This window comes from Nostoc sp., assembly GCF_036917555.1.
Taxonomy (GTDB): domain Bacteria; phylum Cyanobacteriota; class Cyanobacteriia; order Cyanobacteriales; family Nostocaceae; genus Nostoc.
Window position 1 is genome coordinate 22,718 of record NZ_JBALDD010000002.1, and the last position, 20,665, is coordinate 43,382.

Here is a 20,665-nt window from a genome sequence, read left to right on the forward strand (position 1 = left end):
GGGGGTTGGGGTGTGAGGTCAAATGGTTCGCAGACTCTGGTACAGAAGAGTCTGCGAACTTTAGAGTTTCCAATCCCAATGAATTAGTTCACCTTACGTTGGAAAGTAAATGTTCTTTGAATGCCCGGTGCAACCTGACCTGTGACAGTATCTACATACTTTGTGATATCAGTATTGACTGTAGTTCCGGTTTGGTCGATGCCAGAGGTATTGGCTGGATTACCACTGAAAAATTGGATGGTTGAAGCCCCAGAATCTTTGGTTGAGCCAACTATGTTGCTAGTGTCAATTTGACCGTTGGTGTCGTTGTCTAACGCCCAATTGTTAGGGGTTTGCGTACCATCTTCAGTAATCACAACTTTGTCAGCATTTAAAATCACGTTACCTATTCCAGATTGAGCATCGGAAATATTTGAGTACTGAATCTGGTACTCAATAATGTTTCCTGGTGCAGGCTTTTTAGGGGTAATACTGAATGTGCCATCAGTTCCTGGGACTACTGGGCCAGTTCCTTGTAGAATTCGTGACACTTTCAACAATTTTAAGAAGCCAGTGTATACGCGATCAATGGTGGTGTTTTGACTATCAGGTTGACCATCGCCGGTAGTATCAATAGAGGCAACGATCGGTATTGGGAAGCCAAATTCTTTATCGCCCGTGTAGTCTGGAATAGTATCTGTTGACAAAGAAGTATTGGCTGGCAGATCGACTTCTACACCATAGTTGATGAGTGCGCCACTAGCAACGTTAGAGATAGTAATTGGTGTACTAGCGGTTGTAAAGTTTCCTGTTGCTTGATCGTAGGTATAGACAACCGACTGACTATTATAAGTGATAGTTACCTTCGTACCATTTGGTAAATCCAGCTTATTGGTTGGTGTTGTTGGTACTAATGTGATATTGCCTGTGCTAGTGCCATTGTTCTTAATTGTGTTGGTAAAGCCAACTGATTGTGGGTCAAGTTTAGCCCCAGGTAGTGTGCCTGCTGGTACAAGGGAAGATTTATTGGTGAAGTCATCGTTATTCCCGGATGGTCCAGTAGCATCTGGGGCATTCTGCGGCCCGTTAAGTATCCCTGAAGCTACAGGCGTTTGCAGTATGATGCTATTTGCTTCACCAGCAGTACCAGTACCAGTATTGTTGTTACCTGTATCAGTTCCAGTATTGGTAAGGTCTGTTGAGTCGTTAATATAGCCGTCACTAACACTAGCTGCTGGTAGAATATCAGGAACACCATCACCATTGGTATCTGTACCTGGAGGAGGTGTTGAGCCGTCGTAGTTGCTGGGATTTTGGTCACCAGATTCGTCGTATACTAGAGCGTTAGTACTAGGAGTTTGACCGAACAATTGGGCGATGTTGGAGACGGTCAACGGTGAAGTTGCAGTTGATTTAACAGCTAACTGAATTGAGAAACCATTTACCGTTGTACCGGGAGCAATAGAAGTGATAGTAGCTGGATTATTGATAAAACCAACACGAGTCACACCTGGCAGTGTATCAGCACCTTTTAAAGGAAAGGTTTTCCAATTAGCTGTATTTGCATTAGTTGTGACTGCATCGGTCGTGTAGACTGCTTGCCAACCAGGAGGTGGAGTTGGCGCAACTGCTAGTTGTGTACCTGCTGGAATTGCATCAGAAACTAAAATGTAGTTGCCAGCACTACCATTAACATTGATGGGTGTACCTACTAAAGCTGCTGGGCTAATTCCGTTATTTGTGGGGTCATTGGACTCAACCCGCAAACTTAAACTGTAAGGTATCTTGTCATCTGTAATCTGGGTCGTGTTATTAGTGTCTACAGTACCACGAACCTTCAGCACGGTGGCTAAAGCGTAGGACTTCAGGGTGGAACCTACCTTAATTTGCTCGGTCGCACTAGCTTCCCTTGTTCCGTTAACTGGTGCGCCATCTACCTCACCAGTAACAGTTTTATCTGCGTTATCTACGGTATAAACGTCACCACCATCGGGACTTCGTAGTTGGTTCTGAGCATTACCAGGTGTATTACCAAGGGTAACGGTAATTACATCGTTTGTTTGAGCGCCAGCCTGTACGGTAACTGGCACACGTACCAACACAGTACCACCAGGCGCAACTGAGGCTGTGATGACTTCAGTGCCAGTGATATTTTGCCAGGTTGCGCCGCCATCGGTGCTGTATTGTAAGTTGTTAGCTGTACCACCCGGTCCCGAAACTGTACCTGGCCCAGTTGTGGTTGCTAGGTTAGGAATCCGGAATTTAGTAGGGTCATTACCGACGTTTGTCAAAGTGTAGGTATATATTAATAAATCGTTAACTCCAACAGAACCACCATTATTATCTGTGACTCCTGATGCTGTAACAGTAATACCAGCAACCTCTGCCACAGTTACGATAACAGTGTTAGAGGTGGCATTTATGGTTGTTCCTGGATTGTTGGGATCTTCGTAGGTCGCAGTCGCCGTGTTGCTGATAGATGTACCCGCAGTAGTTCCGTCAGCTAAAACAGGTGCGAGAAATTGGAAAAGGCTACCAGTTAATAATGCTGTTGCTACTAGAAATTGATAAAGTTTACGCTGCTTATTTAGAGATTGATTTCGATTTACCATAGAAATAGTTTGTTTGCTGAACTTGTATCTCGGATTTTGAGACAGGATAAAGTTTGGCAATTCCCTTTAAGGAATTACCGATTATGGCTGCCCAAAACGTTGAAGTTTTGGGAATGCATATTTAAGGAGTTAAATTATTGACACTCCTTGGAAATTATATTGAGACAATAACCAGAAATAACTTGTCTACTTGTTTTACACTTACCCTTAAGAATCAAAGCTGGCAATCGCAAATATGTGTAATTTATTACTGTATTTTGCTTAGTTAGAGATGTAAATAGCAATGTAGCTTTTACAGCAAAAAAAAACTTCCGTAGAAATAAGTAACTTCTCTAGCTGTGAATGAGTACATCAAAGCTGGAAAATTAACTTTATCTTGGGAACACACATAGCAGTTTTAGTGATTTAATCAGATGTTAAAAACACTAAAACTTATATACAAAAATGCTTTTGAGTCTTTGCTGTCATAAATATATACTGCTCTATAGAGTCATTTAGATAAAAAAATTGAAAGTTAACTAAGCGATTTAAATCGCTTAAATAGGATAGCAATTTCAATAAATGCAATTTTGTAATAGATTTAATGCGATTTAATCATATGTTTTTACAGTGTTAATGCTGAGTAAGTAAAGCCATTTTATTTTTTCATAACATTAAATATATACGTGTAAATACTAAAAACAGAGATTACTAGTATTAAAGTTTTACAAGAATCATTCCTCTCAATACCAAACATACCCGATATTTTTAGTCGGGTATGTTTGACTGGTATTTTTGCTCGTGTTAGTATCAGGCGACAAGTGACAGACAAACGACAGACAAACAGGGAAAAGCTAGTTTATGACTCAGGCAATCAAAACCCAAACCCAAACCCAAACCCAAACCAGCACTGCCTACTTTCAAGCCTTGAAGTGTAAGGAATGTGGTGCGGAATATGAACTCAAAGCCAGTAATGTTTGTGAGTCATGTTTTGGCCCATTAGAAGTTAAATATGACTACAACGCCCTACGTCTGACTGTCACTCGTGAAACAATTCAAGCTGGGCCCAATTCAATTTGGCGCTACCGTCCCTTTTTGCCTGTCGCAACTGACAATGTAATAGATGTGGGAACTGGTATGACTCCGTTGGTTCGTTCCCACCGTCTTGCTCGTCGCCTAGGTCTAAATAAACTTTATATAAAAAATGATGCCGTGAATATGCCCACCCTGAGCTTTAAGGATCGGGTGGTGTCAGTCGCTCTATCTAGAGCGCGAGAGTTAGGTTTCACTACTGTTTCTTGCGCTAGCACTGGTAATTTGGCAAATTCTACAGCTGCGATCGCAGCTCACGCCGGTTTAGACTGCTGTGTGTTCATCCCCGCAGATTTAGAAGCCGGTAAAATTCTCGGTAGCTTGATCTACAGTCCCACCCTCATGGCCGTCAAGGGCAACTACGATCAAGTCAATCGTCTCTGTTCGGAAGTAGCTAATACACATGGCTGGGGTTTTGTCAATATTAATCTGCGTCCTTATTACTCTGAAGGTTCCAAGACGCTAGGTTTTGAAGTTGCTGAACAACTAGGCTGGGAACTACCCGATCATGTTGTTGCTCCTTTAGCATCTGGTTCGCTCTTTACAAAAATTTATAAAGGGTTCCAAGAATTTGTCGAAGTTGGTTTAGTAGAAAATAAGAGCGTCCGTTTCAGTGGCGCTCAAGCTGAAGGCTGTTCACCCATCGCTCAAGCCTTCAAAGAAGGACGCGACTTTATTAAGCCAGTAAAACCGAATACAATTGCGAAATCGCTAGCGATCGGCAACCCAGCAGACGGTATTTATGCTGTGGAGCTAGCTCAGAAGACTGGTGGTAACATTGAATCAGTCAATGATGCAGAAATTATTGATGGCATCAAGTTGCTGGCAGAAACCGAAGGCATCTTCACAGAAACGGCTGGTGGTACAACCGTGGCCGTGCTGAAAAAACTGGTAGAAGCTGGCAAAATCGATCCAGATGAAACTACCGTGATTTACATCACCGGCAATGGTTTGAAAACCCAAGAAGCAATCCAAGGCTACGTTGGTGAACCCTTGACTATTGATGCTAAACTGGATAGTTTTGAACGCGCCTTGGAGCGATCGCGTACTCTGGATCGCTTGGAATGGCAACAAGTCCTCGTTTAGTTAAAAGTTATGAGTTATGAGTTTTTTATTCATGACTCCTAACTCTTAATTGTACTCCTCACTTTTAACCTTCACTTTGTACTTCTATGGCTGTAACAGTTTTAGTTCCTACAACTCTTCAGAATTTGACTAATAATCAAGCTAGTCTAGAATCCAATGGTAGCACCATTGCTGAATTATTGGACTCCTTAGAACAAAGCTTTCCTGGTATTAAATCCCGGTTATGCGATGAAGAAGGCAAGCTACGTCGATTTGTAAATTTTTACGTCGATAGTGAAGATATCCGTTATTTAGATGGTATCAATACAGCCTTGAAAGATGGCGATGAAGTCAGTATTGTCCCTGCTGTTGCTGGTGGTTAATCTTGAAAACATCTACCTAGATTTAGCAAATAAATACATTTAGGCTTGCCGCAAATGGCAGGCTTATTTTTATTGGTTTCAAATATCAGTATATCAAAAATTTTTGTAAATGACTTTAAGAACAACTATAAAAGAATTCCTGGGAATTTTTAGCTTTTGACTAACCTACTCTACAACTCAAAATAGAAACAGCCTGTATAAGAGATCGTTTAAATTCAGATTAGATTCTCAACAATCCTCCAGCAGAAATCACCAAGGCATAATCTTGCTGCTCCTGTTGAACCTCAGCAATAACCTCAATTCTCCACTCACCAATTTCAGGAGTTTCAACAATAATCCCTTCTACGTTATTAACTGTATCTGGTATGCCCTCACCTTCAAAATCATTACCAAGGAGATATGTGCTGCTAGGACGGTAGAGAATTAAGTTTAGATTATTGATTAAATCTTCTCCTGGGTAGTCAGTGTAAACAAGAGTTACTTTTAAGGGAACCTGACTATCAGAAATTTGTAGCTTATACTCAGCTTTTTCACCTGTTTTCAGACCATTCGCTTCATCAAGAAAAAGTACTTGCGTCGGTTCTGCTGGATTTAAAACTTGTTGTAGCTTGATTCTTCCCCACCCTTGCTCATTATCAGCCCAAGGTTGAGATGATGGATGGGCAAAGCGGTAGTTAATATAAGTTGCAGAATGAATTAGTGCAGCTTTGATTAGAGCAGCGCTTGGATTAATAATAGATGGCTGATGCCTCTCTCGCAGATATTGCCTCACCAATGCTGCACATCCAGCGACCATAGGAGTTGCCATTGAGGTTCCTCCCATGTACATATAATGCTTTTTAGCAGAAGGATAAGCTCCCCAAGCAAAATGATTGCTGGCAATCTGAGAGGATCGAGTCGAGAGGATAAATGTACCAGGAGCAATTACATCAGGGTGTCGGCGACCATTTTGACATGGGCCACGGCTACTAAAAGCCGCAATATCGTCTACTGAATCAACCATGCCATCAGATTTGAAGGGAAAATGAGGAAAGTCGTTTGGCGACCAATCACCATAAGTATCAGAAAATTGTCCATTACGATTATTCTCAGATGCTCCAACAGTCAAACAATTTTTAGCTGTTCCTGGAGAACTCACACTTCCTTGTTCAATTGCTGGTGTACCTGAAGAACAATGCTTGCCATCATTTCCAGCAGCTACTAGCACCAAAAAATTTTTGTGTTCCCAAACAAATAGATCCAGATCGTTACATTTATCATCATAGCCTCCTGGTTCGCCCCCACCCCATGAATTTGAATGGATTCTTGCACCTTTCTCATAAGCGTCCTCAAATAGTTGTTTGAGGTCGTCAGGAATACCGAATAACCCAGACTTAGGGGGATTTTGATAATAGGAATTCAGCCATAAGAGTTTACCTTCAAGATTCCACTTAGGTGTTTGCTCAATTGCTTGGAAAATTAATTGAGCATCTGTAGCCATACCAGCAGGAATAGAAGAAATCCCTAACTTTTTTGCTTGCTCTCCGTTTCCTAATGCAGTCCCAGCTACGTGAGTTCCATGTCCTGAATATGTATCAGATGCTCCGTCGTCATCTCCAGGATTGAGAATATAAGAATTTAGAGATGATTGTATTGGGTAACTGTTAATCCACTTAACTCTTTCACGAAAGTCAAGATGAAGTGTTTCAGATTCTCCTGTATCTAATCCTGTATCGGCAATAGCAATTATCTCTCCTTTTCCGGTCAAACCAAGCGTTGGCGTAGGATTAGACGGTATAACACCTCTGCCAATTATATGACAAGCTTTTTCGTTGAACAATTTTGGGATAACTTTTTCCTCCAAGGATTTTAATCCTATTTGATTAGCAATGATTTTGAGGGAATCTATTGCATTATTATCTGAACTTAGATCGAGTACCAGCTTAGTTGTTCCAGGTTGATCGGCAACGCGAATTCCTTGAGACTCTAAATTTTTAGCAGCAAGATCCCGATCTTCTTGAATAAAGAAATTGGCAATTAAGATACCTGGAAGAGGAGTGCCTCGATTTTGAGAACTGGGAGGGTTTTGGGCTGCTTTTAATCTAGCTGTTGCGATCGCCTCTTTTGTCGCTGATTGACCTAAATTTTGAAGATATTGGGGTTGAACACGAATTTTCGGGACATAGGGTGTGACTTGAGAAACTTCCTCAAAGCTCTTAAGCTGGTTAATAATATCTTCACTGGGAACAGACACGACAATTTCTAGCCGACTCAAAGGCTGCAAAATCTTTGCACCTATCTCTTCTATTTTTTGCTTCCAGCTTTCAAGAACTGGATTCTTAAACCGCACTACTTGATCTCTCATATTGGAATATTCAGGGCTAGGGTTAGGTCCTTCAAAAAACTTCAACCGCTCTACAGGAAAGAACTGCTTGATATTATTAATCGCCACCATCGAAGCTAAAATAATTGTGAATGCTGGATAGCTCTTAACAATTCGGACGTTTTGAAAACGTTCTAGCTCATTTTTAGAGCATAAAACTCGGTATTTTCCCTCCTTCCCCCAAAGTCTTTCTTCAATTCTTTGGCGAGCATACTTAAGTAAGTGCTGAATTTGGAGAGAATTATAGGGTAAATTTCCTTTTAATTTCTGTAGTTTATCTAACTCAACTTCTCCTCCCTGTTCCGCTGTCCACATGACAGCAGCCTGAAATTCTTGATCGTCAGCAGGGGTTATGAGAAGTGTTAATCTCCAGATTCTTTCACCTTTATTGCGTAAATCATGCAACTCACTAATGAGCTGTTCATTATTGCTGAAGTCAATCTTATTACTTAATTTCTCAACTGATTCGATATCCGATTTCAGTAATGTCCCAATTTCACGTACCAAATCTTTTTGTTTACCTTGAGGAATAAATTGTTCAAGTTCCTTTATTTTTTCAACAGTTTCTTCAATATCACTGAGATTTTTTGTTAAAGGATCAAAATCACTGAGTTCAGGGCTAATACCGTTTCTTAATTCTCCAATCAATTCAAATCTTTTAACTTGTTCCAACTCAACTTGTTTAATTAAACTTTTACTTTCGCTTGGTTCAAGATCCGATTGAATTTTATGAAGCTGATTTTTTAATTCTCTTTCAAAACTGCTGACATAATCAAGAAACACACTCAAACTTGCCATTTTTCAATTTTCCTTTCCAGCTTAATTTTCACCAGCCGATAATGTTATATTTATAGGACTTATGCACTCGTGACGAAAAACCAAGCCTTTATGATTACTTTGTTTGTTCGTAATGATATAAAATCGTAGCCCGTGTGTAAGTCGTTATTTATTCAAGATTTAGTATCTTTCTGACTTCTTTTTCAAGCTCAAAAGGGAGAAAATTATCTTTTTGACAAAATAAAACACTACTGTCTCTACTAATTTCCTCTGCTAAATTTTCGTCAGAAACATTAGTAAATATTATGGTTGGCAGAGAAGGATTTTGTTCTCTTATCTTCTGATAAAAGGCAATCCCTGTTCTTAGACCATAATGTGTCTGATCCTCATCAAAACTGTTTCCTGTTGGCATCATGATGTCTAAAATAAGAAGTTTGATTTGTGTCTGGTTATCGACAAAAAATTTTAAAGCAGAGTCTACATCTGACTTAAATTCAACCTCGTGTCCAGATAAAACTAAATCCTGAACATAACTATCCATTCTTCTTCTTTCATCATCAACGAACAGAATCATTTGGAGCCTCCTTAAATGTTTTCGGTAGAATCAAATGAAACTCAGTTGGTTTTGAGTTATTGACTAACTTTAGACTTCCTCCTAGTTGCTGGATAATTGCTATAGAAATGCTTAATCCTAATCCTGAACCTCCTACTTTCTTAATTGCATCCATAGATCGAAATCCTTCTTCAAATATCTTATCTGTATCCTCTTCTACAACTCCAATTCCCCAATCTTTGAATTTAATCATAAAGTTTTCTTTATACTCACTTGCCTCTAGCAATATTTTGAATTTCCCTGGATCTTTTTCAGCGTATTTAATTGCATTTATCAAGAGATTATAGATTATTTGATTTAACATCACCTTATCTGTGAATATTGCCATTCTAGCAGCATCACCAAATTCATATCTTACACCCTTTACATGTAAACCATACTCATTTAAAATAGGTTTAAGCTGGTTAACTGTTTTAACAACAATATCTCGAAAAACAATAACCGATTCAAATTTAGGTTTTTCGGAGTAGCTCCTACCCAAAAAGTATTCAATTTGTCTAATTTGATAAAGAAGCAAATCACAATCAGTTAGTATATCTTCAAATTTGATTGCAATAGTACTAGGAGCTAAATTTATATCACTAAAGCGCCTCTGAAGAAAGCTAGCATGGCTTCTTATACCTACGACTGGAGATTTTAGCTCATGAGTAATTCTGTCAATCAGCCCTGATTTTCTACGTTCAATAGCATGAACTGCATGTTCAACAAACCCCTTCAGTATTTGAACATCTTGCTCATAAATATACTGTCTATATTCTCTTTTATAACCAGCTTCAACAGTCCCTATAACTAAGTTATTCAAAGGCTCAATCATTGGAATGAAGACTCTAATAATATCTTCATGTCCAAACTTTTTAAAGATTTCTTTATCTAGTCCTGGATCATCGTTATCAGGTACTTTAATTTGTTTAGTTCGTACAATATTGGCTTGAATATCGTTACTATCTAGATTATGTGATGCCATTTTCTTAAAATCTTCCTTTTTATCTTTTGGAAGCCCAAATATATAATCAGATTTAATACTAGTTCGATCTGAATTAATTAGGGAAATATTAACCCAAGTGAATTCAAGAATTGTAGTAATACCTTTAATGACAATTTTTATAATTTTATCAAAGTTTTGAGCCTTAGTGATTTCCCTTTCAATTTCTCGAATAGCCACAAATTTTTTATTGAATTCAATTCTTTCAAGGCGTAAAGCAGTATGACGTGCCAATAATAAGAGACGCTCTTGATATGTCTGAGGAAAATTATCAATTTTTGAACTTTCAATGTTTAATATGCCAATCCGTTTAGAACCTGCTTTGACTTCTAAATTTTCTCGGATTGGTACTTTATCTATTAATATAGGAACAGACATCTGAGATCGTGTATCTGGCCAATGTTTATGATAAGTTTTTGACCATTCATCACTCAGAACATCATTAGCTATAATTGGTTTTCCTTCGATGAGTGCTTTGCTAGCAATACCTGTGCCAAATTCAATCTCTGAAGTATTATTTGCCTCTACTGACTCCAATTTGCCATTCAGATGGTTTAAACGACCAATCCATATTCGTGGCTTTGAGCCTACAAGCTTCAATGCTCCTTTTCTTAATAGGCTCCAAACTTCATTAGTTTCAGAAGTCGCTGTCATCTCAAGCATAATAGCTGTCAGATCCTGAAGTTTTTCCCTATCGTCGTAAATTTCTTTTTTGTCTTTGACAAATTCTTTTTTTTGAATGGATAAAGAAGCAAAATTGGACAATATCTTAAATAAATCTTTTTCCCATTTCTTAAAGTGACGAGTCTCTTTTGTAAATACATCAAGAATACCAACAATTTCTTCTTCAATCTTTAATGGAATACTTAGAAAAGAGATCCACTGTCTTTTGTTGAGTTCATCAATATCAGCCAACCTAAAAGTTGCTTCATTCACATTGGCCAAAGACAAGACTTTATCTCTATTAAAAATATACTGTACGCCTGGATGTCCCAAATCCATTTCAATTTTCTTGTACTTATCATCCACTTCTCCATAAGTAGCAATCACTTTAAACTTTGGCTTCTCCTGCTCTTTCTTCCAGAAAATGCATATTGGAACAGACAAAAGGTCACAAACTTTCTCAGGAAGGACTTGGATCAATTCATCAGCAGAGGCTGAAATTAAGCTTTGTGACAAATCATTTAAAGCTTTCAGTGTTTCGCTATAAAAATTCTTAAAATATTTGTTGTCTTCAATGCTTGCCATTTCCTTATTTCCGTTACAAATTTCTTTCTAGAGTGCATTCAACTTTTTATGTCTAAAACTAACAACCCAAAAATTATTCTTAAACAAAGATAAGACTATGTATTACGGTTCATAAACATATCCCACTAATAAAATTTGTTCTAAAGAGCTTAAACATATTGATGATAAATGAAGTTTTTTAGTCGTACTTTACTGAAAAAATTAGTAATTTTTAGAATAGTGGTATAGGTTCATATAACTCTAATTGAATCTAGGTAATTAGTCACAAATAAGTAAGCCCAAGTAACGCTACTTGCTCCACAAATAACATTGCAGGTACACCCTCATTAGTAACCTCAGCCACCTAACTATTTATTATGCGAATTTATTATGCGAAAACTTTCCGTATATCAAACTCAGCCATCTAAACAGGGAAATGCTTGCAGGCATTTTAAGACATTTTAAGCATGATATCAATATTTTTACGGATTTTAACTGAATTCGAGGCTATACTTCATTTTATAATCAACGCCATCCAAAGGGTATGCTAAGTCCCAAAATAGAAGCATTTTTGACGGATTAGTCAACCAAAAACTTGCTGTTTCTACTCACAATCATGCTTTCAATTCAATTTTTTATCTACGAATAGGTAATAAAGCAAGATTTAGATTTAAAGATTTATAATAGTATATGTTGGGAAATATAAAATTTTACTAATAATTTTTACAAAAGAATAAGTTTTAAGAATACCCGACGAACTGTCCCACTTATCGAGACTCTTTAAGCGATCGCTTAATTCAATAATTGAGATGGGAGCAACACAAAAAAGTGAAATCGGGTTGAATTCTCAGTTATCTAACTAGATTCTCAATAAAATAACTATAAAGATGCGATAAATCGAACAATATTGATATGACTCTTATATACTATAAAGGTGTAGTGTCAGGTTTTAGAATATTTGCACACATCCTATAGGAAGATATTCAATGAATATAATAATTAGTAAATTAATTTGGGATGTTGTTATGCACTGGATTTATATAGAGGTTTGGTGGTGAGCCAAACCTTTTTTATATCTATTGAAAATATGGCATTGGGTATTGGAAGAGATGTTTTGATTATTTATACCAATTCTCTAAAATTTTTCAACAAATCAATCTCCGCGTCTCCCAAAGTTCTGAGCGCTGGCTTGCAGCACATTCTGCAGGAAGCCACAGAAGCTTCTTATTATTTTAAACTAAAACTAAAAACTAAAAGTACTCCGCAGAATGCCGATAGTAACTGAGTCACTATCTGGTGTGTTACCAGGCTGTATAAGATGAATGATCCCTGGTGTAATACTGATATTATCTGTTAGCTGGAAACGATAAAATGCCTCAATTTGAGTGGTCGTACCTGGTTGTCCACCTGCACGTCCTAAACCTGTATTGATAAAATCAGGGACATTATTCCCTACAGGTAAGTCGCTACTAGTTATTTTAGGAGGTTGACCGACATAAATTCCTCCTAGATTTCCTTTAGCAAATAAATCAGGGAAATTCAGAAACACCATATAATTTGTCGTTTCTACACTTCCTGATTGCCCAGGAATATAAGATTTAGTATAACCACCCCATGCACCTGCGCTAATGTGGGGAGAAATTTGCCAAGTCAGAGTCGCCCCCACGGCGTTAGTTTGTAGCGGTGCTGATTTTCCGGTAGTGGTATTAACTGTAGTTAAGCATTCATCACCAACAAAGGTTAGCAAACAACCATCTGAAGCGTAATTATTAACATAATACAAACTTAAATCTAGAGTATCGGTTGGTGTCAGCAGTAATTGCACACCTGTAGTGGTGGTTCCATCAAATAAACTGCTACCTTTACCAGAATTTCCTGGTTGATAACTAGTATAAATTGCCTGCAAACTAGCGCGTTTAGCAAATTGCCAATCAATTGCTATACCACCGTGACCATATCCCATATTTAAAATTGGGTTTCTTTGGGCAAAATAAGATAATGGCCCAGTTGCAGCACTTTCTACTCGATTGGGGCCTCGGAAAGCATATGGCATACTTACGCCTTCTGTTCCTACCATTACTGCTAATTTATCTGTCACCAGCCAATGAAAATTGAGGTCACTTACAATCAAGTTATCTGTAGGAAACTCGTAGCCAAGTAAAACATCATTCCGGGAAACACTATTGGTAAATCTAGGTGTAGTTTTTCCTTTACCATCTAAAAGACCTGTAAACAAGTAACTATTGGGAGTGATTTGACTTGTTAAATACAGCTGCGCCAGGGATATAAGATTAACATTTGTCCCGGCATCATCTGTATCCTTTTGTCCATCTCTAGGATTAACATCACCACGATTGTTAGTTCGTCCTTGAATGCCAACTATCAGTAGTCCACTGAGTTTAGTTGTTGTTGAAAATTGGTTGGCTTCGATTTCAGCAGTTTTGGCTTCTAAATTATCGACACGACCCCGCAAAGTTGCTAATTCAGGGGCAAATTCTGACTGTAATTTTTGTAATATTGCTAAATCTTCGCGAGTGACTAAATCGCTGGTGGCTGTAGTGATTAATTCGTTGACTCTATCTAAACAAGCGTTTACACCCGCAGCAAATTCATACCGAGTTAAGGCGCGATTACCGCGATAGCTGCTATCTGGATAGCCGGCTATACAACCATAACGTTCTACCAAAGATTGCAAGGCTTGGAATGCCCAATCGTTGGGTTGTACATCCTTTAGTTGAGATACCGATGTAACTTGCGCCATCGGTTCTTCTGGAGAGAGGGATGGGGATGAGGGAATAATATTATTGCCCTTAACTCCTATCTCCTGAGTAGTTTCTGGATTGATGTACTTTTGTGCTAATGCTTTTTGTGCAACTCCATTTACTCCCGCAATTAGTAACCATGCGAGCATCCAGGTTTTGCGATGACTGCGGCTAATAAATCTACCTTTCAATTTTTTACACTCTGCTCACATACTTAAGTGAAGAGTGTATTCGCGATCATCTTGGGTTCACATGGGGACATTTACGGATTTTGTCCCAAATTAGACTTAATGCTTCTAGGCAACTTTTGAAAGGGCGAGTATAACAGGATATTGGGGAATGGGGACTGGGGACTAGGAAAGAGTTTCTCAATCCCTAATCCTCAATTCTCTAATCCCGAATCTATGGCAAATCGTTCACGCAAGCTGAAGCCAAAAGCCTCTAAACTAAATCAACCTCGTGCTGGTGCGATGAAACGCGTCGCTAAAAAACCTCAGAAAAAGCTAAAACGAGGGCGTTGGTTGTCGTCAATACTAGCGATGTCTACGACGGGCTGCGCCTACGCAATTCTGTTAAGTAGTGCTAGTCTAATTATGGCTTTTGCCTGGATTAGTGTTCTCTTCATTTTCAATCCAGACGAAGTAAGCTGGCTAAATAAAATTTTACCTGCATGGGCGCAAATCCCCCTTGGTAAACACGAGCGTCCTCAAACTCTCAAACAAATTCAATTCGATTTGAGTAAAAAAAACCAAATATTTGGGGAAACTCTACCTTTACATGAGGATGTGAAAACCTCATTTTTACTACCAGTTTTTCAACAACGTGCTAATTGTCAATCTGATTGTGAAGAACTGGTGGAACTCAGGGTTTACGAGCGCTCAGAAGAGTTAGAGTTTAAATCTCAGTCAGAAAGTTACTATTATCTAGCGACTCAATTATCTGTAACTGGCCCAGATGAATCCTTTGTGATTTCTTCTTTGCTTGATGGAACATCAGAACCCCAAGATATCAGTATTCCCCTACCTTTAACTGAAGTGCAACGCTTTGAAGATAAGACACCATCATCAGGGGTTTGGTTTGATTTGCGGGGTAAACGCCAACAAGGAACTGGTACGATCATTTACGGTTACGTCGTATACTACAATCCAGAACGCACGAATTTACTACAAATGTTGTCTTGGATTAGTCCTAATGGACAATTGCCCAAATGGCAGCAGGTAACTGGTGATGGTACAAAAGAGTTAGTTGTTGATCAAACAGTAGGTTTAGAACCGCACTTACAGGTTTACCAAGTCAAGCCTTTGAAATTATTCCTCAAACCAATTCAATTGGAGGCGATTACCCTCAAATCATCAACCTTCAAAGATTCTGGATACCAAAAGGCCCTGTCAATTGCCCGTAGTGGATTGTGGACACCAGCTTTTGAATGGTTGAAATTCATCAAGAAACAGCGCAAAGGAGTTTTACCTGAAGCGGCGCAAGCACAAATGGATTTGATTCGCTTGCATTCCCAACTTACTAAAACCCAAGCCCAGAAAATTTGGGCCAGTCCTAGTCAAGAAGTGCTGGCAGATTTGATTGATGGTCGCTGGGAGAAAGCTTTACAGGTGTTTGAAGCGTCGCCACATAATACCCAAGAAATTGCTACTCTACTCAAAGCTGATGAAAAACGGTTGTGGAATCGCACAGTGGCGGCGTTGCAGGTGAACCCAAATAGACGAGAGGTGCAAGCTTGGTTCGCGTTGATTTTAGCAGTTCAGCGGGGAGAAGGACATGCTAATTCCTGGTTAAAGACGCAACCAAAAATTACAAAAGAGAATCTTGACTATATTCAAGGTTTGTTGGCAAGACTCAATGGTGAGGGTACAAAGTCGCAAATATCTTCTACTCACCCTAGTCAGATTGTTGGTACGGTGCAACCAATTACTCAAGTTATCAATACCGAGTGGCTGCAACCAAGTTCCCCAGCAGATTTAAAACTGACGGATAACCAAGTTTGGTATCAGGTGGAGGTAAGTGCATTTAATGACGGGAAACGCTGGCTAAATTTCCCCTTTGAGAATTTCAACCCACCGAAAACTGACGCCGCCAAATTTTTCTGGAAAACTTTAGGAATCACTTCTGACCCGGAAATCCAGATTGTAGTCTGGTTGCCTAACGGAGAGCAAAAAATTACTATAGCCGCTATCAAGGCAGTGCAACTACAAGGTAAAGTTTTGCGCCTATTAGCTGCTGGCCCAAAAATTCCAGATAATCAAAACGATGTTCTCCAGCCCAAACCTTTAGCCTTGACAAATGCAGCACTGGAATGGGTGCAACCATCTCCAATTACTCTACGAGAACTGCATCAACAAAATCCCCAAGGGGTGAAGGTAATGCTATCGAGTCTGTGGCAATCTTTGCAGCAATCTGGCGAAGTTCCGGGTGGTGCGATTCCTAGCTTTGAACAGATGCAGAAAAAATTAGGTGATTGGCCTGTTCAAGTGATTGATTTAACAAATAACGCTCAACCAGAAATAATACTGACTATCTCACCAGAAGCAATAGCATCCTTAAATCAGCCGACACCTGAAATTCAGAGAAAAAACACAGAACGAGGCCGTGACCGGACTATAATTTTCTCTGATGGAAATAAAATCATTTACACTGATTTTACAGGAAATTACTTACAAAGACTCTCTGCGATCGCTAAGCTTTCAGGGGTGCAATCCTTAGCTTTACTGGTAGAAAATACTCATAACTACAGTTTGAGGCGCTGGTCAGAGAAAAATCAGCGCTTTGAATAGCACACCCCTGACTCAAATTTCCCCTCTACTGAAGTTTAAATTAGGAGGGGAAAAGCGATCGCTATCTACAAGACTGACTTATTCTTCTTTTTGGTTGGTTTCGGCTAGACGTTGGTGCTTCAGGTTCTCCAATTGCTGCAACAGAGAGTCTACCTCTGCTTGTAAATGCATCAATTTAGCTTGCTGATCGTCTTGATAATAAGACTTGGTTAACTTACTGACCCAGGCAGTCTGGGACTCGCAATCGGAAACACTAGATAAATAAGTAGGCATCGCTAATTAAATCCACAATTTAACTCACACCATTAGAAATATTATAATAATGCTCTTTTAAGCTTTATTACATTATTGTATATTTTCAATCAATTACTCTAATGGATTTGGGGTTCAATCATAAAAGACGGTGATTATAATGGCTGTGTTCCAAAAAAAAACACTGAACCAAGTGTGTAAAGCTTCCTTCCACTGTACAGTACTTAGGAATAGTTAATTTATAGTCTGTCAATTATGGTTGTACAAACAGTTATCGCCGTTTTTAAGGAATTTTACGCAAGAAATTATATGTAGACTATATCAATAATTATGCTAAATCATGAAAAAACGTAGGGCGAAGCACTTACACTTGGCACAGCCTATCGTCGGAAGGGAAGTAGAAGGTTACTATCAAAAAGAGACAGCCTCTTGCGTATTTTCCTAGATTAATTAAAGCGAATAGGGTGTGAAAATACATAGATATACTTGACTAAACAAATGCACTAAAAGCAGCTTTAACCACGGATAAATCAGAGTTTCAGAGAGTTATGACGTAATTCTCATATAGGAATCAGGTTTGATTCCTAAATTTATTTGCGTGGACAGGGAACAGGGAATAGGGAATAGGATAGATAAGTACTAAGTCTTATTCAAAATCAAATAGGAGTCCTATAGATTTGCAGACGATTTTTTACCTCGTCAGTATCCTCTAAGCTAATTTGTTGAACCGAAGGTCGCCGTGGCGGTTTATGATAAATTAACGTTCTAAATGAAAATAGCAAGTGAAACGCCTCCATTACAAAAAATAATATTCTTACAGTAAGTCGGTGGGAAAAAACACAACTATGTTAAGAAAGATAAATGAGGCTAAAACCCTCTTCTATCCAGCCTCCAGCCTCCTGCCTCATCCCAACTACAAATATTTACGCCGTTCTACTTAATAAGATTCTTTTGGATTAGGGAACTTCTGAACAGGCAACTGGTAACGAAAAATCTACTTTCTTCCTCTTTCCCATTTTGCGCTTCCCTATCCCATCCTTTCTAAATATCCAATCCTTACATTAAGAAATTTTAAATCCTGTGACTTTGAGCCTGTCTGTTGCTACATCTCATCGCCAACCCTGGCCCGGACTGATAGAAGCCTATCGTGAATACTTGCCTGTCAGCGAAAAAACACCGATTATCACTCTGTTAGAGGGCAACACACCTCTAATACCAGTGCCAGTGATCGCAGAACGCATTGGCAGACAAGTACGGGTTTTTGTAAAATATGACGGTTTAAATCCCACTGGCAGTTTTAAAGACCGAGGGATGACTATGGCAATTTCCAAGGCCAAGGAAGCAGGGGCAAAAGCAGTAATTTGTGCTAGCACAGGCAATACCTCAGCAGCCGCCGCCGCTTATGCCAGACGTGGGGGCATGAATGCCTTTGTACTGATTCCCGACGGTTATGTGGCGCTGGGCAAGTTAGCTCAAGCACTACTGTACGGCGCAGAAGTATTGGCAATTAAAGGTAATTTTGACCAAGCTCTAGAAATTGTCCGCGAAATGGCCGAAAGCTATCCGATCACTTTGGTGAATTCAGTCAATCCCTACAGGCTAGAAGGGCAGAAAACAGCAGCCTTTGAAATTGTCGATGCATTGGGTGATGCACCAGACTGGTTGTGTATTCCCGTAGGAAATGCGGGAAATATCACAGCATATTGGATGGGATTTTGTCAATATCATCAAGCCAGAAAGTGCGATCGCCTACCGAAGATGATGGGATTCCAAGCCGCAGGAGCAGCTCCCTTAGTCCACGGTCAGCCAGTGGCGCATCCCGAAACCCTAGCGACAGCAATTCGTATTGGCAACCCTGCAAGTTGGGAGTTAGCGATCGCAGCACAAACCGCTAGCCAGGGAAATTTCCACGCCGTTACCGATACAGAAATTCTCGACGCTTATCGACTTTTGGCAGCATCAGAAGGTATCTTCTGCGAACCTGCTAGCGCTGCTTCTGTCGCTGGGTTGTTGCAGGTGAAAGACCAAATTCCTACAGGGGCGACAGTGGTTTGTGTCCTTACAGGCAATGGACTAAAAGACCCAGATACAGCCATTAAACACAATCACAGTGAATTTCAACAAGGTATTGCAGCAGAATTGGGCGCAGTAGCTGAAGCAATGGGATTTTAGGGCAATGGGATTTTAGGGCATTGGTTATTTCTCCCTTATGCTCCCCTGCTTCCCTGCCCCTGCTCGTTCGTGTGTCAAGCTATCAATAGCATCACCCAAGGCAGTAGTAAGGCTATTGCGGGTTTGGGCGTGGTTGTCCTGCTCAGTTTTCAAAGCTTGTAAGAGGCGATCGCGTTCTTTAATCGCAGTGATGAGTTTAGCTTGCAACTCTTCTACAGATTTTAGCTGTTCTATTTCTTGTTGGACAGCTACTGGTGTCCCAGCAGCCAGTGTCTCTACTTCAAAACCTTGAAGTTTATGCAGTTCTGCCTTGAGGTAGGCGATCGTCTGTTGGGAAAGTTGGGTATCTGTGCGGCGTTGTTCTGCTTCTGTGTTGTAAAGCTGACGCCATTTTTGGGCACTTTCCCAAGCCGTATCGCGATCATGTTGTAGCTGTGCCATCTGCTCTTTGATTACCTGGATTTCTGTCAACCACTGTTGTGTTAAATCTTGATTCATAGATTAATAGTCATTAGTCATTAGTCAAGAGACGCGATTAATCGCGTCTGTACAAGAGTCATTAGTCAAGAGTAGAGACGCAATTTAATCGCGTCTGTCATTAATTAGGAACTCTGCTCCCCTCCCTATTCGGTATTCTTGCGGTAAAAAGATAGATGCGATCGCTACGCAAAATTTAGCACAGTAGTTAATAAACCCAACCAGTTTTAACTCTAAATTATGCCAAAGCCTCGTTTTTTTCGCTTCTTTCGCCACCTCAATTGGCGCACGATTAAAAAAACTTTTTCCAGGACAATCAAAAGGCGACTTTTGGGACTTGCGTCAGAAATCGCCTTTAATGCCATGCTATCGCTGTTTCCAGCAATTCTTGCGATCCTTACAGCTATTGGCTTATTGGCAGAATCTTTACAAAACACCTTTAGACAACTGGCGGTGCAACTAAGTCAAGTTTTACCTGAAGAAGCCCTGAATCTGATTCGTGATTTTGCTACCACAGAAATTACTAACTCCAAAAACAGTGGTTTATTTTCTCTAAGCTTTGTATTAGCAATTTGGACTGCTTCTGGGGCGGTGAGTACCGCGATGACAGCCCTCGATCAAATCCATCAAATTCCTTCAGAAAACATCCGCCCCTTTTGGAAAGCCAAGCTTGTTTCTCTGGGATTAACAGTTGGTACTATGTTGCTTTTAATATTGGCTTCTTTCTCAGTGTTTACCAGCGATTGGCTATTGGGAACGGTAGCGCGCGAAAATAGTTCTTTAATCTTTTTGTTGCATCTTTGGCTGCTGTTACGCTGGCCTTTAACTTTAAGTATTGTCGCTGTCGCCTTTGGCTTTGTCTATCGCTATGGTCCAAGCGAGTGGAACTCAGGCACACCAATGATGCCTGGAGCAATTTTAGCAGCTGTTTTTTGGGCAATGTTGTCTGCTCTATTTCGGCTGTATGTGGCGAATTTTGGCAATTATAATAAAGTATATGGTGCTGTAGGAGCTGTGATAGTTTTAATGCTCTGGCTGTCAATGAGCGCTGCTGTTTTGTTAATCGGCGATCAGTTGAACGTGACTGTCGGCGAAGATATGCGCTTAAAAGCCCAGCCGCAATCGCAAGAAAAATATTAATTCGT

Annotated in this window: 12 protein-coding genes; 5 read left to right on the plus strand and 7 right to left on the minus strand. The window is 39.7% G+C overall.

The window, feature by feature from the left end:
- Positions 1–83: 83 nt before the first annotated feature.
- A complete protein-coding gene (locus V7K60_RS00535) occupies positions 84–2,591 on the minus strand; it encodes a beta strand repeat-containing protein (protein ID WP_334922058.1) in 2,508 nt (835 codons plus the stop codon).
- An 840-nt stretch (positions 2,592–3,431) separates the two neighbouring features.
- Between V7K60_RS00535 and thrC (V7K60_RS00540) the strand changes: the two genes are divergently transcribed.
- Both thrC (V7K60_RS00540) and V7K60_RS00545 read left to right on the plus strand, forming a co-directional pair.
- On the plus strand, positions 3,432–4,748 hold the full coding sequence (gene thrC / locus V7K60_RS00540) for a threonine synthase (RefSeq protein ID WP_334922061.1): 1,317 nt from the start codon (positions 3,432–3,434) through the stop codon (positions 4,746–4,748).
- An 86-nt stretch (positions 4,749–4,834) separates the two neighbouring features.
- Positions 4,835–5,110: a ubiquitin-like small modifier protein 1 gene (locus V7K60_RS00545; RefSeq protein ID WP_094342283.1), complete on the plus strand. Its 276-nt coding sequence runs from the start codon at positions 4,835–4,837 to the stop codon at positions 5,108–5,110.
- Positions 5,111–5,330: 220 nt separating this feature from the next.
- Here the strand turns inward: V7K60_RS00545 and V7K60_RS00550 are convergent, their stop codons facing one another.
- The 4 genes from V7K60_RS00550 to V7K60_RS00565 all read right to left on the minus strand — a co-directional run bounded on the left by V7K60_RS00550 (position 5,331) and on the right by V7K60_RS00565 (position 13,982).
- Positions 5,331–8,270 carry a S8 family serine peptidase gene (locus V7K60_RS00550; protein WP_334922063.1) on the minus strand — a complete coding sequence of 980 codons (2,940 nt, stop codon included), beginning with the start codon at positions 8,268–8,270 and terminating at the stop codon, positions 5,331–5,333.
- 148 nt (positions 8,271–8,418) lie between these two features.
- The gene (locus V7K60_RS00555; RefSeq protein ID WP_334922065.1) at positions 8,419–8,823 is read right to left on the minus strand and encodes a response regulator; all 405 of its coding nucleotides are present in this window, start codon (positions 8,821–8,823) and stop codon (positions 8,419–8,421) included.
- Complete coding sequence (locus V7K60_RS00560) at positions 8,807–11,092, minus strand: GAF domain-containing protein (RefSeq protein WP_334922067.1); 2,286 nt, start codon at positions 11,090–11,092, stop codon at positions 8,807–8,809. The genes V7K60_RS00555 and V7K60_RS00560 overlap by 17 nt, the downstream gene beginning before the upstream one ends.
- Before the next feature lie 1,222 nt (positions 11,093–12,314).
- A complete protein-coding gene (locus V7K60_RS00565) occupies positions 12,315–13,982 on the minus strand; it encodes an iron uptake porin (RefSeq protein WP_334922146.1) in 1,668 nt (555 codons plus the stop codon).
- A 255-nt stretch (positions 13,983–14,237) separates the two neighbouring features.
- On the opposite strand from V7K60_RS00565, the gene V7K60_RS00570 reads away from it, so the two are divergent.
- Entirely contained in the window at positions 14,238–16,619 is a 2,382-nt protein-coding gene (locus V7K60_RS00570; protein WP_334922069.1) for a hypothetical protein, read from the plus strand.
- Between the two features lie 78 nt (positions 16,620–16,697).
- Here V7K60_RS00570 and V7K60_RS00575 read toward each other — a convergent pair whose 3' ends face one another.
- A complete protein-coding gene (locus V7K60_RS00575) occupies positions 16,698–16,892 on the minus strand; it encodes a hypothetical protein (RefSeq protein WP_094350358.1) in 195 nt (64 codons plus the stop codon).
- A 1,059-nt stretch (positions 16,893–17,951) separates the two neighbouring features.
- Between V7K60_RS00575 and thrC (V7K60_RS00580) the strand changes: the two genes are divergently transcribed.
- Positions 17,952–19,043 carry a threonine synthase gene (gene thrC / locus V7K60_RS00580; RefSeq protein WP_334922071.1) on the plus strand — a complete coding sequence of 364 codons (1,092 nt, stop codon included), beginning with the start codon at positions 17,952–17,954 and terminating at the stop codon, positions 19,041–19,043.
- 24 nt (positions 19,044–19,067) lie between these two features.
- On the opposite strand, the gene V7K60_RS00585 is transcribed toward thrC (V7K60_RS00580), so the two are convergent.
- Positions 19,068–19,541 carry a hypothetical protein gene (locus V7K60_RS00585; protein ID WP_334922073.1) on the minus strand — a complete coding sequence of 158 codons (474 nt, stop codon included), beginning with the start codon at positions 19,539–19,541 and terminating at the stop codon, positions 19,068–19,070.
- A 219-nt stretch (positions 19,542–19,760) separates the two neighbouring features.
- On the opposite strand from V7K60_RS00585, the gene V7K60_RS00590 reads away from it, so the two are divergent.
- On the plus strand, positions 19,761–20,660 hold the full coding sequence (locus V7K60_RS00590; RefSeq protein ID WP_334922074.1) for a YihY/virulence factor BrkB family protein: 900 nt from the start codon (positions 19,761–19,763) through the stop codon (positions 20,658–20,660).
- Positions 20,661–20,665: the final 5 nt, after the last annotated feature.